The sequence below is a fragment of the Helicobacter turcicus genome, assembly GCF_019711685.1.
GTDB lineage: Bacteria > Campylobacterota > Campylobacteria > Campylobacterales > Helicobacteraceae > Helicobacter_D > Helicobacter_D turcicus.
This window is the reverse complement of the sequence record NZ_JAIGYQ010000006.1, coordinates 74,466-91,375: the sequence shown is the minus strand read 5'-3', so window position 1 is coordinate 91,375 and position 16,910 is coordinate 74,466. Positions and strand designations below refer to the sequence as shown.

Genomic DNA, 16,910 nt, shown 5'->3' with positions numbered 1-16,910 from the left:
GTTTGCGATGTCTAAATTTGAAACGAAATATATTTTTGTTACAGGTGGTGTACTAAGTTCTTTGGGAAAAGGAATTACTTCTTCATCTATTGCAACTTTGTTAAAACATTCTGGATTTAAAGTTGGAATTTTAAAAATTGACCCCTATATTAATGTTGATCCAGGTACGATGAGTCCTCTAGAACATGGGGAAGTGTTTGTTACACGTGATGGGGCGGAGACAGATTTAGATATTGGGCATTATGAACGTTTTTTAAATATGAATTTTTCTAGTAAAAATAATTTCACAACCGGACAAGTGTATCTAAGTGTGATTGATAGGGAGCGCAAAGGGGGTTATCTTGGCAAAACTATTCAAGTAGTTCCGCATATTGTTGATGAAATTAAACGTAGAATTTGCCTTGCAGGTGAGGAAAATGAGATTTTAGTTGTGGAGCTTGGAGGGACGGTTGGCGATATTGAGGGTTTGCCATTTTTGGAGGCAATGCGCGAGATGAAACATGAGTATGGAATGGAGAGAGTCATAAGTGTACATGTGACGTTAATTCCGTTAATCCGTGTTGCTGGAGAGCTAAAAACAAAGCCCACACAACACAGCGTGCAAGAGCTTCGTCGTATTGGAATCACGCCACAAATTATTATCGCACGCACAGAAAAAGAGATTCCAAAAGAGTTAAAAAGTAAGCTTTCAATGAGTTGCGATGTAGATTATGATTGTGTGATTATGGCTCAAGATGCAAAAAGTATTTACCAAATGCCAATTAATTTTTTAAAAGAGGACGTTTTGGTGCCAATTGCTAGATTTTTGAAATTACCAGAATTTAGCCCCGATATGAAAGAATGGGATTTGTTAGTCAAACAAATTTTAGCACCACAAAATGAAGTGAAAATTGCTTTTGTGGGCAAATATCTACGTTTAAAGGAATCTTATAAATCACTCATTGAAGCATTAATTCACGCTGGAGCTAATCTAGATACAAAAGTGGATATTCAGTGGATGGATAGTGAAGAGCTAGAAAAAAATCAAGAAGCACTAGAGCAGCTAAAATATGTTGATGGAATCCTAGTTCCCGGCGGATTTGGTGAGCGTGGGATTGTCGGAAAAATGCGCGCAATTACATTTGCAAGGGAGCATAAGATTCCATTTTTAGGGATTTGTTTAGGAATGCAACTAGCAATTTTGGAGTTTTGTCGCAATGTGCTTGGAATTAAAGAGGCTGATTCTATGGAGTTTAATCCAAAGACAAAAGAGCCAGTTATTTACTTAATAGAGAATTTTATTGATAAAGCAGGAAATAAACAAATCCGCACACACACTTCTCCAATGGGTGGAACAATGCGGCTTGGTGAGTATGAATGCCAAACAAAAGATGGTAGTAAGCTACAAGCTGCATATCAAGGGCAAAAGGTGATTAAAGAACGTCACCGCCACCGCTATGAAGCAAATCCAAAATATCGTGCGGCACTTGAGGCACAAGGAATGCTAGTTAGTGGGGAGAGTAATGGATTAATTGAAGCTATTGAGCTAAAGGAGCATCCGTGGTTTGTAGCAGTGCAATTTCACCCAGAATTTACTTCAAGACTACAAGCTCCAAATTGCGTGATTTTAGAGTTTATTAAACAATCTCTCAATTTCTCTCATTCTTAAAGTATTTTTTGTGGTTTCGCATTTAGAAAAGCTTGATTTTAAGGCGGTAGAATCGCTTTTAAAGGGACGTTTTATCAACGAAGATATTAAGCAACTTAAGGATTTACCAAAACCAGAAAGCCTATGTAATCTGCTTATAATAGCAAAGCGCATACAAGTGGCAATGGAGGCACAAAAACGTATTGTAGTTGTTGGGGATTATGATGTGGATGGCGTGGTTTCTTGTGCAATTTTGCACACATTTTTTCAGAAAATTCAATATCCTATTAGTGTTGAGATTCCAAATCGCTTTAGTGATGGCTATGGGCTTTCACAATCGGTGATTGCACGTTTAGATTGTGATGTGATAATCACGGTGGATAATGGAATTAATGCCATTGAAGCAGCACAAATTTGTAAAAATAGGGGCATTGAGTTATTGATTACTGATCATCACACCCCCCAAGAGATTCTACCAAATGCGTTAATTTGCAACCCAAAATTATCCAAAGACTTTCCGGAATCTGAGATTTGCGGGGCTTGTGTGGCGTGGTATTTATGTGCTGGGTTAAAACAAGTTTTAAATGTTGATATTGCAATGGGAGAATTTTTAGATTTGCTTTCTCTTGCAATTGTAAGTGATGTAATGCCATTACGTGGGATTAATCGTGTGCTTTTAAAGAAAGGTTTAGAGACATTAAAGAGTAGTCAAAGAATGGCATTTGTGCATTTAAAAGAGCAGTTTTGCAAGCATAATATTGATGCACAATTTATTAGCTACTACATTGCCCCCTTGCTAAATTGCGCAGGTAGAATGGATAGCGCAATGCTTGCTTATCGCTTTTTAATTGCAAGTAAAAAAGCAGAATCTAAAATGCTTTTAGAGCAACTTCTAGCTATTAACGCAGAGCGCAAGGTGCTTCAGAATGTGATTTATGCGGAAGCTAAGGAAAAGTTTTGCAAGCAAAAGAATTACAAAAAAATCCCCTTTATTCTAGTCTTTAATGAGAGTTGGCATGAGGGAATTGTAGGGATTATTGCGGCGCGTTTAAGTGAAGAGTTTAGCAAACCTAGTATTGTGCTAACACAAAAGGATGGAATCTTAAAAGGAAGTATGCGTTCCTCTTGTATAGATTGCATGGAAGTTTTAGAGAGTGCAAGGGAGCATTTGTGTTCCTTTGGTGGGCATTTTGGCGCAGCCGGGCTTAATTTAAAGAAAGAATCTTTAGAGGATTTTGAGAAAACATTAATGCGTTTTAATTACACGCAAGATAAAGTGGAATCCAATTTTAAAGAAGCTTTAGGGTATTTACCATTAAGTGTGGTAGGAGAGGAATTTTTTGCAATGGTGCAGAGTTTCGCTCCTTTTGGGAATGCAAATGCGATTCCAAAGTTTTACACAGAAACTAAAATTATAAATGTACGTTGTTTTGGGGCAGGGCATAGTCAATTAAGTTTAAGTGATGGTGTCGTTACTTGCAATGCCATAGTGTTTAATAAAGATTTGAGGGAAGCACAAGGCAGAGAAATTGCTTGCTTGTATTGCTTACAATGGGATAATTATAAGCAAAGTGTAGTGCTGCATGTGGAACATTACATTTTTTTATAAAAGCTGTGCAAGAGGGCAGGAAGTAAGATAAGCGCACTTAGAAGCATTAGGAGCATTACGAGTGTGGTTAGGAATCCAAAATAGATTGTTGGGATAAAGTTACTAGTCATCATCATACAAAAGCCAACAACGATAATGAGTGTTGTGTAATACATTGCATTACCAATGGATTTATGTGAGTTTAGAAGGGCTTGCTCTAAAGAATGGTTTTTAAGTTCAGAAACAAAACGATGGATATAATGGATCACATCATCTACGCCAATTCCTAGAGCAATTGCAGCAATGGTAACACCCATTAAATCTAATGGAATCTCGGTAGCCCCTAGGATTCCAAAGATTGCTCCAAGTGGAATAAGGTTTGTAAAAAGGGCGATTAAGGCGAGTTTTAGACTTTTAAAAATGAGAACAAAAACTAGAAAAATAATGCCAATTACAAAGCTTAGAGTATCTACTTGTGAGGCGATGAGATTTTGAAGAAGATTGTTATAGAGTATCATTGCGCCATTGACTTCTACACGTACATTTTCATCTTTTAAAAGCTCTTGTAAATCAGCTTTGATTTGCGCGATAAAAGCATTACGTGCTAAATTTGGATTAGAATCAAAAGTGCGCAAAGAAAAGCGCAGTTGGTTTTCTTCTGGATTTGCATAAGGTGTGAAAAGTTGATTTTTTAATTCCAAAGAGACATTTTTATATAAAAAGGCGATAGTAAAATCATCTGCGCCAATGCCTAAATTATCTAGTAGCATTGATAGACTATGTAGGCTTAGGATTGAGCCAATATAAGGATTTGTCTGTAAATAGCTATGCACATTTTTAGCAATACGAAGTTTTTGACTATCAAACCAATAGACATCTTCAGATTCCAAAGTGGAAAATTCTTCCTCAAATTCTGCTTCAAAGGAATCTGTGGAATTTTGCTTGTTTGCATCTTTTTTTGGGAATGTAACAAGGATATCTAAAGGCACTGTTCCGCCTAGCTCTTTGTCAATTTTTAAGAGTCCTTGTTTAATAGCACTTGAATCTTTAAAATAATTTACAAAGCTGTTTTCAACCTTTAGATGTTCAATTCCATACACGCTAAAAACAATACAAAGTAGGGCTATGGTGTAGATAGTTTTTGGTTTTTTTATAGCAAAATTTGCACAAAAGAGTAAAAAGGATTCTTGTTTTAAAGAGAGTTTAGCAACTTTTTTGGGTTTTGGAAGCAGAGCTAGGATACTAGCAAATAGCATAAAGGTAAAGATTAGTGCTACGCTTACGCCTAGACTCATCACAATTCCTAAGTGAATGATTGGAAGGATATTAGAATACATAAGACTTAAAAAGCCAATCATTGTAGTAAGCACCGCAAAGAAGCTTGGGGCTTGTTTGCTAATGAGTGTGGCATAAAGTAAGCTTTTTTGTGTGGCTCTTGGGAATTTTTCATAGAATTCTAAATATGTTACGATCAAATGCACTACCAAAGAGACATTGATAATAAGTAGCAAGGAGACATAGTTTGAAGATACAATGGTAATTTGATAGCCTAGTGTGGCGAAAATTCCACTGCTAACAACAAGGGTAAAAAAACAAATTCCAAGCGTGAGTGCGACAAAGAGCCAGCTTCTAAAAAACACCCAAAGCATTAAAGCTAAAATCACGCTAAGTGTAGCACCATAAGTGATGAGGTCAGATTTCACATAAGCAATCATATCGCTAGCAATTAGAGTGATTCCACCAATTTCTAGTCCTTTATATTTGTTTTGTAATGCTTTTAATTCTCTAATTGTGGAATCGTTTTGGGTTTGGAGTTTTTTCTTTTCTAATGTGATAAGTTGCTGAAGTTTTTCTTTTTCAAGTTTAGCATTTGTGGTGTTTTTTAGAGTTTTTAGTTCTTCTAGATACGGGGAGCTTCGCAAGTTAATTACAATTCCCATGGTTTTCGCATCTTTTGAAATTAGATTCTGCACAAAAAAGGGGTGATTTAGAATCTCTTTTTTAGCTAACTCCTTATCTACCTCTTTGGAGAGTAGTGTTGGGTTTAGTTTTAGTGTTTCTTGTAAGTCTAAATTTGGCGTGCTCTTAAGCAAGGGTGCATTTAGAATGCTTAGAACACTTTCAACTTGTGGAATCGCGCTTAAATCTGCGCTTAGTTCTTTTAGAGTTTTAAGCGAGTTAGGTGAGAATACATCGCCGTTTTCTGGGCTGTAAGCTAAGATTAAAAAATCTTTGGTGGAATAATTTTTTAAAAGGGATTCGTAGGTTTTAAAATCTTTGTCATTCTCTAAGATTAAGCTATCAGAGCTTGCATCAATTGAGAGTCTTAGTGCAAAGAATCCAAAAATAAAAAAGAAGATTGCACAGATAGCAAGGGTGCGCTTTGGGACATGTAAGATTTCTTTGTAAAAGTATGCAAAAGAGCTTGAAAAAGTGCGCACTAGAAATTCTTGAATTTTAAATGTGTTAGTTTGATTCAAAAGAGATTTCGTTTTGTAGGCTATCTAGCAATGCGTTGAAATCGGATTTTGCTAGAATATCACTAATTTGTGAGCGGTAAGTTTGGATTATGCTAACTCCTAGGACATCTACATCATAAATTTTCCAGTCCTTTTTATTGTCGTAGAATTTGAAAGTAATGTAATTAACTTTGCCATTTAAAATAAGAGAAGTTTTTAGGTTGTAGCGATTACTTTTTGGTTTATCACCCCCAATAACCTCCATTTTTTCATCTTTATAAAGTTTGAGTTTATCTGTAAAGTTTCTTTTAAGATTCCGTTCAAAACTTGCATTGAAAGCTTTTAGCTGTTCTTTTGTAAGGGTTTTGTAGTGTTGAGAGAGTGCAAGTTGGCTCATTAGCGTATAATCAAATATTGGGTCAAAAAGTATAAAGATTTGATTTGCTGCGCGTTGAATACTTGCTTCATCTTGTGGGACATTTTGTGTTGTTTTTGGGAGTTCTTGTAAAATACGCAAAGTTGCGTCAATGTTTGTTTGCATAGTGCTGTCAATCTTGTCAAATTCTATGCTAAAAGCAAAGGCAGCCGATAAAATAAAAGTCAATAGAAGTGTTGTTAAAGTTTTCATAAATTTCCTTTAATGAGTTCGTCGCGGTGTTGTAAATAAGCATTGCGAAGAAGAATATAGTCATCACCCAAAGCATCTTTGCGTAAGGTGTCTATGGTATCTTTGTTATAAGCAATGTAGTTAAATTCCTTTAATGCAGAGCTAGCTAAGCTAAGGCTAGTTGGATTGAGATAAGTCGTGGGATTTGCTAAAGCATTTAAGGGCAGAGCAATTGTATCACGCACACTACTGGGTCCCAAAATAGGCAGTGCAAGATAAGCACCACTGCCTATTCCCCATTTCCCAAAAGTGATTCCAAAATCAATCTTATAAGTATAGAGTTGATTTTGTGATGCTACATCAAAGAGTCCTAGGATTCCAACAGAGGAATTTAGCATAAATCGCCCTAGCTCGTCTATCGCCCTTTTGGGTTCAAAGGCAAACAAGTGTGCTAAAAAACGTAATGGAGAGGTAAGATTGTCAAAGAAATTATAGATTCCAAGTCGATAGCCTAGTGGAATGGCTTTGTTATAGGTGTTTAGCAAGGGATTCAAGGCATAATCATAAAACCCCCAATTTAGAGTGTGCATAAAGTGGTTGTAATCATATAAGGGGTCGTTTGGTTCTTGAATGCTGTATTCTTGCTCAAAATCTCTAAGTAAATTTGTAGAATCTGTGGAATCTAGCGCATAGAGATGAGCATTAAAAAAGAATAAAATCCCTAAAATTGCTATTTTTAACATTATAAACCTTTTAAATGTATCTTGTAATTTTTGCTACAAGATTTTGTGTATCAAGCCCAAGTTTTGCCTCAATTTCTTCAACTTTTCCATGTGGAATAAAGGCATCTTCAAACTCTAAAGAATGGATTTTAATATTCAAGACGAAGTCCTGTGCAAATGCGCTTAAGATTTGTCCTACACCACCTATTTTTGCGCTATCGCTAAAAATAAACCATTGTTTGTGAGATTTAGCAAGTTCTACCAAAGCATTTGTATCAAGGGGTTTTACAAAACGCAAATCCACTAAGGCTACATCAATTCCTTGATTTTTTAGATCTAGTAAGCATTTATACGCACGTCCAACACCATTGCCATAGCCTAGCAATAAGATTCCACTTTCTGTCTTTTTTAAAATCTCTAGCTTTCCATAGTTAAAAGGTGTTGGACTAAAAATCTCTTCGCTTAGCAAAAAAGCCTTTCTTGGATAGCGAAAAGCACATGGACCTTGTGTAAAGTCTTTAGCAAATTCAACAGCTAGAGTGAGTGTAGCAAGATCACGTGGTGCAAAGATGGTGAAGTTTGGAATCATGTTTAAATATGCTATATCAAAAACGCCTTGATGTGTTTCACCATCTTCCCCCACGATTCCAGCGCGGTCAATAGCAAATTTCACAGGCGTTTTCATAATGCCTACATCGTGGATTAACTGATCAAATGCGCGTTGTAAAAATGTGGAGTAAATTGCCACAAACGGCTTAAAACCCTCTTTTGCTAAAGAGCTTGCTTGTGTGGTGGCATGTTGTTCGGCAATGGCAACATCCCAAAAGCGTTTTGGGTAAGCTTTAATGAGTTTATCTAGTCCCGTGCCACTAGGCATTGCTGCTGTGATGCCCACAATGGTAGAATCAGATTTTGCAAATTCTAATAAGGATTCTGCGAATACAGAAGTAGGGGATTTTACGCTACTTTTTGAAAGTATCTCACCTTTTATAGGATCAAATGGGCTAACCCCATGCCACTGCTCCAAATTCCCTTCTGCTGGGGAGTAGCCTTTACCCTTTAGTGTTTGCGCATGCACAACGATTGGTTTTCTAGTGTTTTTAGCAAGAGTTAGAGTGTTTATGATTTCTTTTAGATTATGTCCATCAATGGGTCCAATATATTCTAGCCCAAGTTCTTCAAAAAGGATTCCGGGTGTGATGAGTTTTAGGGATTCTTCAAAACGTTTAGCAATGTAGGTAGCGTTTGGCATTTTGTTGATTGCATGTCCGATTCTGTTTTTAATCCTTTGCACAAATTTTCCAGCAATAATTTGGGAGAGATATTTACTAATTGCACCAATAGGTTCTGCAATACTCATTTCATTATCATTTAGGATAATCACCATAGGATACTTACGATCACCTAGCTCATTAAGTGCTTCATAAGCGAGCCCAGCACTCATTGCACCATCACCGATGAGTGCCACTGGAATTTGTCTGCTCCCTTTTAGATTAAATGCTTTTGCAGCCCCTACACCTAGAGAGATAGAAGTAGAGCTGTGTCCAGCAACAAAATAATCTTGCACACTCTCACTAGGTTTTGTAAAACCACTAATTCCATCACTTTGTCGTAAGGTCTCAAAGGAATCCCAACGTCCCGTTAAAAGCTTATGTGCATAAGCTTGGTGGCTTACATCAAAGATAAAAGGGTCGTTTGGATTATCAAATACGTAGTGCATTCCGATGATAAGTTCTACTGCGCCAAGTGTTGAGCTAAGGTGTCCGCCATTTTTAGAGACAACTTCTAGGATTCTTTTACGCACAAGTTGCGCAAGTGTGTTTAAAGCAATAAAATCTTCTTCACTAAGTTCATTTTTGCGTAGAATTTCTAGATATTTTGAATCAAGTGGCATTAGGCTTTGTTCTCTAAAATGGATTTTTTCAAGGTTTCAAAACGCAAAAAGATATTACCATCAATATTGCCTTCATTGCTTAAAATCACAACGCCACCCTTAGCAATGGCTTGGTCGGCTTCAAGCGTAACATTATTTAAATCTTTTAATGCCTCTTTAAGCTCTTCTAAGTCGCCCGGAAAAACTTTAAGGGTGACTTGTGCGTTTTGTGCAATGTCTTGCAATAGTGTTCTTGCAAGAGCTGAGGCGATTTTGGCACTATTAGAGTTAATTTCGGCTGTAATTACCTCTTTTGCAATATCTAATGCAATGGAACTTAATTCTTTTTCTAGATTCAAAATGTGATTTTTGGATTCCAAAATATTTGTGTCAATGCGCTGGATACTTAGCGCATAAAGTTCTTTTTGGCTACTAATTTGTGCTTCAAGCTCTTGCTTTGCTTGTTGATAACCCTCATTATAGCCCTGTTCTTTGGCTTCAGCTTTTGCTTGAGAAACTTTTTGGTCAATCTCACGTTCTTGCTTATCAAACTGCTCTTGGAGTCTTTGTAGGGATTCTGCAAGCACATCACTTTTTTGTAAGATTTTATCAACAACTTCCGCTTCAAAAAGTTTAAGAGCAGGAGCATCAATGCTTGGTTCGCTAGGTTTTGGTGCTTCTACAATCTGCATTGTGGGCTGTTGTTGTGGTGCTACTTCTTCTTGTGTGTTAGATTCTATGTTTTGGGATTCTACTTTTGGAGCAATTTCCATATTACGAAAATTGTATTTTTTAATATCATGCCGATCTTTGTGCTGTTCTGTGATGATATTTTCGTGTTCGCTAATGTTATTCAATGGTATCCTCTTGTTCGCCAATTTGGATAATGCCTTGTTCAGAGAGTGATTGGACGGTTTCTACGATTCTACGTTGCGCAGCTTCAACATCTTTTACTTTTACTGCACCTAAGAATTGCATTTCTTCTAAGAATTGTTCACTTGCTCTTTGGGACATATTGGACATAAATTTTTGTTTTAATTCTTCTGGAGATGCTTTTAGTGCTAAAATCAAATCTTTTTTATCAATAATTTTTAAAATTTCTCTAATTGCATTATTATCAAGTTTTTCAATATCTTCAAAGGTAAACATCATTTCTTTGATTGCAACAGCAAGTTGGTCATCAATTTGTTCAATGTAGGCAATGGTTGCTTTAGCAGCTTTTTGTCCTAATCTATTAAAGACTTCCGCAACAGCACGGATTCCACCTACTTCAACTTTGTAGCTTGTTAGCGATTCTAGCTTATTTTCTAACACAGTGGAGACACGTTTAACAACATTTGGCGAAATATCCCCTAGGTTTGCCATACGAATTGCAATTTCCGCACGCAAGTCATCGGAGAAGAAATTTAATGTTTCAGCTGCATTAGTAGGGTCCATATGCGCTAGGATTAGAGCGATTGTCTGTGGGTGCTCATGGATAATAAAATCTGAAAGTTGTTGTGGGCGCACACGTGAGAGATAGGCAAAATTTTGAGAAGATTGCATAGATTTTGCAAGTTTGTCTAAAACCTTTTTTGCTGCTTCTGGTCCAAGTGTGCGGTATAGTAACTCTTTAGCATATTCAAAGCCACCTGTGGAGATGTATTGGTTGGATTGAAAAATGGCGTAAAATTCTTCTAAAATTGCCGCAGCAATAACCTTATCAACTCCAGAATTTTGGGCAATGTATTTAGAGATTTCTGTAATGGAATCTAAATCTAAATGTGAAAAAATCTCTCCTGTAAGTTCATCGCCTAGTTGGACAAGCAAAATGGCAATTTTTTCTGCCATTGAGAGTTCATCGTATTGGGATTGTTGGCGTGGGCTTAATGAGATGGAAGGCATTAGCGTTTTCCTCCTATATTGTCAAGTCCTAATTCATCATGCACTAGAGTTTGGAATAGGTTTGCAAGTTCAGCTGGTTTTTCCATTGTAAGTTCTTTGATTTTTTCTAGCAGCACATTATACTTAATTTCATCTTCATTTGCGCCACTGCCAAATCCAAGTTGATCTTCTATTCTGCGACGCATTTCATTTAAGCGGTCGCTATTTTCTTCTTCATCTTCATCAATTTTAATGAGTGATTCTAACTCTTCTTCTTCGCTAGCCCTTGCTTCAAGCATACGCTCACTAAATGGCACGATAACTTTCTTATAGAAGAAGAATAAGATAAGACCTACAAGTGCGTATTTAAGAAGTGGCATAAATGGAGCTAAGAGGTTAGCAGAAGCCTCTAAGAAACGTTCTAGTGGCGTACGTGCTTTAAAGCCAGAGAGTTGCCCATTTAGTTGGAAGTTGCTAACAGAGACTTCATCGCCTCTTTGCTCGGTATAGCCAATCGCTTGACGCACAAGAGCAGAGATTTTTGCCATATCATCTTCGGTTAAAGCAATGTATTTAAGTTGTTCTACACCTTCTTCATTAAGCTCTCTTTCATAGCGACCATCTACAACAACAGCAGCGGACAATCTGCGGATTGTAGCAAACTCACCTTTGATATTTGAAATGGTTTTGCTAATCTCAAAATTCGTAGTGTTTTGTGTCTTTTCGTATTTTTCTTTTGTATCATTATCCTCTAGTCCTTGCACAGGTCCAATATTGCTTACAACTCCCGGAACACCGCCGATTTCTTTAGGGCGGAATCCCTCACGTCTCTCTTCTAAATCTTGAATGCTACGCACGACATTATTAGGGTCATAATATTCTTGAGTGCTTTCTTTTTGCGCAAAATCAAATTCTGCAGTAACCTTTGCTACGACGCCTTCTCTGCCTCCTGCAATAGGAGATAGGATATTAACGATTTTTTCTTCTAAGGAGTGTTCAAAATCTGTCTTGTAACGTAATTGTGCCACAGCTAACTCTCTCGCACCTCCGAGCTCATCAAGCTCACTTAAAGGTTCGCCTTTTTCATTGACAACTTCCACATTTTGAATTGTTAAGTTTGGCACAGCAGAGGAGACAATATTTTTAATTCCTGAAATTTGCTTTGGTGTGAGGGTTTGTGCTGGCTTAAAGACAAGCACAACAGAAGCAGTTGGCGGGGTTTGCTCACTTACAAACACGGTTTTTTCAGGCTGTGCTAAATGCACGGTTGCCTTTGCAATAGGTGCAAGGCTTTCAATTGTACGTGCTAACTCACCTTCAATTGCGCGCAAATATTTAATACGTTGGTCAAAGTCTGTCGCTCCAAAATCCTTAGTGTCAAAAATCTCAAAACCAATTTTGCTACTTTTTGGGATTCCATTGCTTGCAAGTTTCATTCGCTCTTCATAAACAAATTCTTGAGGGATTAGAATCGTATTATCCTTTGGGATTCTATAAGGAATCTTGTCTTGTTGGAGTTGCTGGATAATAAGGGCACCATCTTCTGGGCTAACACCTTCAAATAAAACTGCATACCCCGGATATAGGATTCCAGCTTTGTTATTAGTAGAATTCCACACAATAAGTGCAGAGATAAATCCCACAACAACAACAATCGTCGCTAAAATAACGATTTTTTGCTTTTTGTTTAGTTTTTTGTAAAGGTTTCTAATTTGTTCAAAAAGCGCTTTTAAATCCAAGTTTTAATTCCTACTTTTGTTTAAGATAAGTGTTAAAAAGTGCAAAGAATTTCTCATTTTGCACATGTGTTCCGATGGTAATGCGGATTGCATTTAAGCCATAGCTTGCTAGATTTCTAATAATCATTCCTTTTTTAAACAGATATTCTGCAACCTCTGTGGAATCAAGTGGATATTCAAGATAATAGGTGATGAAATTTGTATAGCTTGGGGTAAATTTAAAACCTTTTTCTCTAGCAAAATTTTCAAATAAAGGCATTTGCTCTAAGTTGTTTTCTATGCTTCTTTGAAGATGTTCAGTATCTTCTAATGCCACCACAGCTGCTGCAAGTGAAGGAGTGGTGATATTAAAAGGTGGGCGGAGTTTTGAGAGGGCTTGAATAATCTTAACATTTGCGATTCCATATCCTACGCGCATTCCGCCTAGTCCATAGGCTTTAGAAAATGTGCCTGTGTAAATGACATTTGGAAATGCTTCCATAAGAGCTTTTGGATTAAGTGCTTTATTGGAATCCTTTGCTTTTGCGTATTCTTGATATGCGCCATCAATGATAACTAGGCAATTTGAATCAACTTGCTTTAAAAATTCAAAAGTCTCTTTAGAATCCAAACATTCTCCTAATGGGTTATTGGGAATGCACAGAAAAATAATTGCTGGTTTGTATGCTTTATAGGCTTCTAAAAATTCCTGTAAGTTATGCTCATGGCTTGACGTGCGTATAACCTGTGCTCCAACGGATTTTGCGTAGATTTCATACATTGCAAAAGTGGTTTTTGCCATTAAAACTTTACTTGTGTGATTTGCCTTAGCGTGGATACAAAATTCAATAATTTGATCGCTTCCAGCACCTATGATTAGAGTATTGCTTGTAACATTGAAGTGCTTGGCTAAGCTCTCTTTTAGGACATACATAGAATCATCAGGATACAAATGCGCATTTTGTGCGACTTTCATAATTGCATCAATTGCTTTTGGGCTAGCCCCTAGAGGATTTTCATTAGAAGCAAGCTTTACCACTTCATATTCTGCAATCCCATATTTTCTAACTGCAAGCTCTATTGGGAGTCCTGCCTCATATATTTTAATGGAATCTAAAGCTGTGTTAAAAGTCATCGTCCAAAACCCCAAGAAAAATAATCTATTATTGTAGCAAAAAATTAACCCAAAAGCACAAAAACTACAAAATCATTCGCATCATATCTATAAATTGGTCAATGTTTCCTTGTGTAACATAGTAATCTATGCCATTTTCTCTAATTTCCGCGAGCGTTGAGCCATGAGCGTCTTTTGGCATAATTGCGCAAAATTTTGGAATACAGGAGGTTGTACTGAAAAGTTCAAGGTATTTTTGCATAAAACTTAAAATATTCATTTCACACACTTCCCATTCCATAACAATAACATGATAATCTGTAGGATTAGAAATGCTTAAATAATCATGTGGGTCATTAGAAGTTGTGATTTGTAAATCACTATCAAAATTTTTTAAATATTGCTCATAGCGCTTACTATCGTCTTTTGAGCTTTGAATTAGGAGAATATTTTTTCTAGAAAATGCTTCAAGATACTTCAAAAGGTCAAAAAGTTTTTTCGTCTCATTGCGGATTTTGTTACGATCTAGGCTGTGTAAAAAATATTTTAAAAATGTTTTTGAGCTATAAGTTCCAGTGATTCCAGCTTTAATAAAAAATCTTCTCACGCTTAAACTACGTTTTGCCCTCTGCCAAAGAAGTGCATCTAAATCATAAGCTTTTGCATTTAAAAGCCTAATGAAGTCTTGTTTTAGTGCATTAGTAAGTGGGATATAGCTTCTTAAAAATTCTTCAAAGAATTGTTCGGAAAACGCATCTCTTACTTTTGTGGCTTTGGCAAGTTTGTCTTTTTGTTCGGAGAGATAGTGAAGTAAATCTACATAGCGTTTGCGTAGTTTTTTAAGATTGCTTAGGGCTTGTGCGTAAGTAGCACTACGCGTATCGGTACGTTTTGCAAATTGTTCCTCCATAGCTTTTAGTGTAGTCCCCATAGCAGCTTGTTGGATTGTTGCGCTTTTAATGATAGATTGTGTGGATTCAATGAGTTCTTCCATTTTTACAAATTCTATTTGACGTGCTAAAAAGATTTTTTCATAAGAGTATTGTGGAGGATAAGAGGCTTTTTTTGTGAAAGATTCATATTCTCTATCTAGTGCGCCAAGTTCTGATTTTAGATTTGTTAAAGTCGTGTTTGAAATGGTGCTATCAAGCTCAAAAAGATCATTATAAGCAGTAAATAAAAAGCGTTTAATGCGTAAAAAATCTAAGTCTTTTTTGGAGTTAATATCTTTTTCATAACGTTTAATTAGATTTTCAACGCCCCCAAAATAGTCATAAATGCAGTCTTTAATATCACGTGTTTGATGGATTACAAAACTTTGATTAGGGTTTTTTTTAGGACGCACGACACTAACGCGTGTTTTGTCATCTGAGAGTTCAAATTCCACTTCTAAATTGGGCGAAATTTCTTTAAAATCTGCATCCCATACGCTTAGATCAAACTCAAAACGTCGTTTGTTGTGTGCTTGTTCAATCAAACCGCGCTTTGCTTGCGCATTTAGTCCGATTAAATAACCAATCATACCTTGACCCTTGAAAACCTAGACATTTTTCTTAGAGATTGTATTATACCAAATGTGCAAAAAGAGCAAAGCGCCCACAATTTAAATTGCGTCGATAGGAGAAAAAATTGCTATCACAGCAAGTGCATTGTGGTGCAATTGTATAGTTTTTAAGACGATAAGATTCTAGTTGTGCTTTAATCACAGCAATTAAATCTAAATAAAGCTCACCATTACGTACAATTCTGCCTTTTTCTAAAATTCCTTCTTTGAAGACATCTTCCCCCACCTTATAACAGCAGTTTCTAATAGAGGGTCCCACATACACAAAAATAGAATTTGGGCAACTATGGAATCGTTTTTGTAAAAGATCTAGCGCTTGCATTAGGATTCCATTTTGTAAGCCTACACGTCCAGCATGGAGCAGAATTAGAATCTTTTTTTGCATAGCATAAAGTAAAATAGGATTACAATCTGCAACCATAACCATTCCAATAATGTTTTTTTGTGTGATTAAAATTCCATCCCCATTGCCTAGAAATCCTCCAGATTGTGCTTGAATAATCTCACTGCCATGGATTTGATTAAGATAGGCTAGATTTTCTAAGGGTAGGGGTGCAATTGCTATGCTTCTGTTTTTTAAAACACTTTCTTTAGAATCTCCCCCAGCATGAAAGGCGACATTAAGTGGAGCATGGCTAAGGAAGGCACATACGCCATTAGGTGTTTTAATTTGTGTTTTTTGCACACATAAAACAGAATTTGAAGATTTTATAATTGTGGAATCCAAAATTATAATCCTTGTTCATAATTAGCATAATTTTCCATAATCAAGTATGCGCCTTTGGAGATATCTTGTAGGGGATCGGGCGAGAGATTAATTGCGATTTTTAATTCTTCTTCTAAATAATCTCTTAATCCTTGCATTAGGGCTAAGCCTCCTGTTAGCACTGCTCCATCATCAATTAAGTCGGGTGCAATTTGCGGTGGAGCTTCGTTGATGGCTTCTAAAATCACACTTTTAATTTTTTCCATACTATTTAAGAGTAGATTTTTAAAATCATTTAATTGCAATTCATACGCAATTGGCATTCCATTGACTAGATTTTTAGCACCAATGTTAATGTTAGGATTATCAGAGAATACATTAATGGTATGCTTAATTCTTTCTGCGATATCTTTGCTAATACCAATATTCTTATTGTAACGACAAAATTCAATAATGGCATAATCAATAAAGTCGCCAGCCTCTTTAGTGTAGGCACTTGTTACAAGTCCGCCTAAAGAGATAATGCTAGCTTCTACTAAGCCGCCACCTGCGTCAATGATCATTTTTGCGCGTGAAGTGCTAATATCAAGCCCAGCACCCACGCTTGCACTAAATGGGTCTTCAATAAGAAGCACCTCCTTTGCCCCTGCAAACATTGTTGCTTCATAAAGGGAATGGCGCTCTACTTGTGTTAAGTTTTGGGGGATGCTAATTCCAACTCTAGGGGCTAGGGAATTTGTTTTTCCTCTCTCAATAAGAGCTTGCATAAAGATTTTTGTAGTTTCAAAGTCGCTAATTGCACCATTTAAAAGGGGGTTAATCACGTTAATGTCTTGAGGAGTGCGTCCTAACATTTTTTTTGCATTATTGCCAATTGCTAATGTGTGTGTGCTGTTGTATTTGTTTTCTATTGCAATGCAAGTTGCCTCACAAAATAATACATTATCAGTATCGTTGCGCACAATAGTATTTACCGTGCCTAAATCCACTGCAATATCGTTTCTGTCAAATAAAGCCATAGTTTCTCGCATAATTTTTAGCAAATTATACAGCATAAATAGTAAATTTT

13 protein-coding genes are annotated in these 16,910 nt (G+C 36.6%); 2 read left to right on the top strand and 11 right to left on the bottom strand.

The genetic code is table 11. The annotated features are described in order from the left end of the window. Positions 1 to 7 precede the first annotated feature (7 nt). Positions 8 to 1,648, top strand: coding sequence for a CTP synthase (pyrG, locus tag K4G57_RS05565; RefSeq protein WP_221532186.1), 1,641 nt, complete (start codon positions 8 to 10; stop codon positions 1,646 to 1,648). Positions 1,649 to 1,658: 10 nt separating this feature from the next. Beyond that, positions 1,659 to 3,236, top strand: a complete 1,578-nt coding sequence (recJ, locus tag K4G57_RS05560) for a single-stranded-DNA-specific exonuclease RecJ (RefSeq protein ID WP_346727936.1) — start codon at positions 1,659 to 1,661, stop codon at positions 3,234 to 3,236. Here the strand turns inward: recJ and K4G57_RS05555 are convergent. The 11 genes from K4G57_RS05555 to K4G57_RS05505 all read right to left on the bottom strand — a co-directional run bounded on the left by K4G57_RS05555 (position 3,221) and on the right by K4G57_RS05505 (position 16,860). Further along, the gene (locus K4G57_RS05555) at positions 3,221 to 5,695 is read right to left on the bottom strand and encodes an efflux RND transporter permease subunit (protein WP_221532185.1); all 2,475 of its coding nucleotides are present in this window, start codon (positions 5,693 to 5,695) and stop codon (positions 3,221 to 3,223) included. The two genes, recJ and K4G57_RS05555, sit on opposite strands and share 16 nt — an antisense overlap. Next, complete coding sequence (locus tag K4G57_RS05550; protein ID WP_236033238.1) at positions 5,682 to 6,302, bottom strand: Tgt2/MlaC family protein; 621 nt, start codon at positions 6,300 to 6,302, stop codon at positions 5,682 to 5,684. The genes K4G57_RS05555 and K4G57_RS05550 overlap by 14 nt, the downstream gene beginning before the upstream one ends. Next, positions 6,299 to 7,024 carry an MlaA family lipoprotein gene (locus K4G57_RS05545; RefSeq protein WP_221532184.1) on the bottom strand — a complete coding sequence of 242 codons (726 nt, stop codon included), beginning with the start codon at positions 7,022 to 7,024 and terminating at the stop codon, positions 6,299 to 6,301. Before K4G57_RS05545 ends, K4G57_RS05550 begins: the two co-directional genes overlap by 4 nt. Before the next feature lie 10 nt (positions 7,025 to 7,034). Continuing rightward, complete coding sequence (gene dxs, locus K4G57_RS05540; RefSeq protein WP_221532183.1) at positions 7,035 to 8,897, bottom strand: 1-deoxy-D-xylulose-5-phosphate synthase; 1,863 nt, start codon at positions 8,895 to 8,897, stop codon at positions 7,035 to 7,037. Next, positions 8,897 to 9,733, bottom strand: a complete 837-nt coding sequence (gene fliH / locus K4G57_RS05535) for a flagellar assembly protein FliH (protein ID WP_221532182.1) — start codon at positions 9,731 to 9,733, stop codon at positions 8,897 to 8,899. The genes dxs and fliH overlap by 1 nt, the downstream gene beginning before the upstream one ends. Next, complete coding sequence (gene fliG, locus K4G57_RS05530) at positions 9,726 to 10,760, bottom strand: flagellar motor switch protein FliG (protein ID WP_221532181.1); 1,035 nt, start codon at positions 10,758 to 10,760, stop codon at positions 9,726 to 9,728. Before fliG ends, fliH begins: the two co-directional genes overlap by 8 nt. Further along, entirely contained in the window at positions 10,760 to 12,478 is a 1,719-nt protein-coding gene (fliF, locus tag K4G57_RS05525) for a flagellar basal-body MS-ring/collar protein FliF (protein WP_221532180.1), read from the bottom strand. The genes fliG and fliF overlap by 1 nt, the downstream gene beginning before the upstream one ends. A 10-nt stretch (positions 12,479 to 12,488) precedes the next feature. Next, positions 12,489 to 13,592, bottom strand: a complete 1,104-nt coding sequence (gene hisC / locus K4G57_RS05520; RefSeq protein ID WP_221532179.1) for a histidinol-phosphate transaminase — start codon at positions 13,590 to 13,592, stop codon at positions 12,489 to 12,491. Between the two features lie 64 nt (positions 13,593 to 13,656). After that, positions 13,657 to 15,093, bottom strand: coding sequence for a hypothetical protein (locus tag K4G57_RS05515; RefSeq protein ID WP_221532178.1), 1,437 nt, complete (start codon positions 15,091 to 15,093; stop codon positions 13,657 to 13,659). 43 nt (positions 15,094 to 15,136) lie between these two features. Further along, a complete protein-coding gene (locus K4G57_RS05510; protein WP_236033237.1) occupies positions 15,137 to 15,862 on the bottom strand; it encodes a purine nucleoside phosphorylase YfiH/LACC1 family protein in 726 nt (241 codons plus the stop codon). 2 nt (positions 15,863 to 15,864) lie between these two features. Continuing rightward, the gene (locus K4G57_RS05505) at positions 15,865 to 16,860 is read right to left on the bottom strand and encodes a rod shape-determining protein (RefSeq protein WP_221532177.1); all 996 of its coding nucleotides are present in this window, start codon (positions 16,858 to 16,860) and stop codon (positions 15,865 to 15,867) included. Between the last annotated feature and the right edge of the window lie 50 nt (positions 16,861 to 16,910).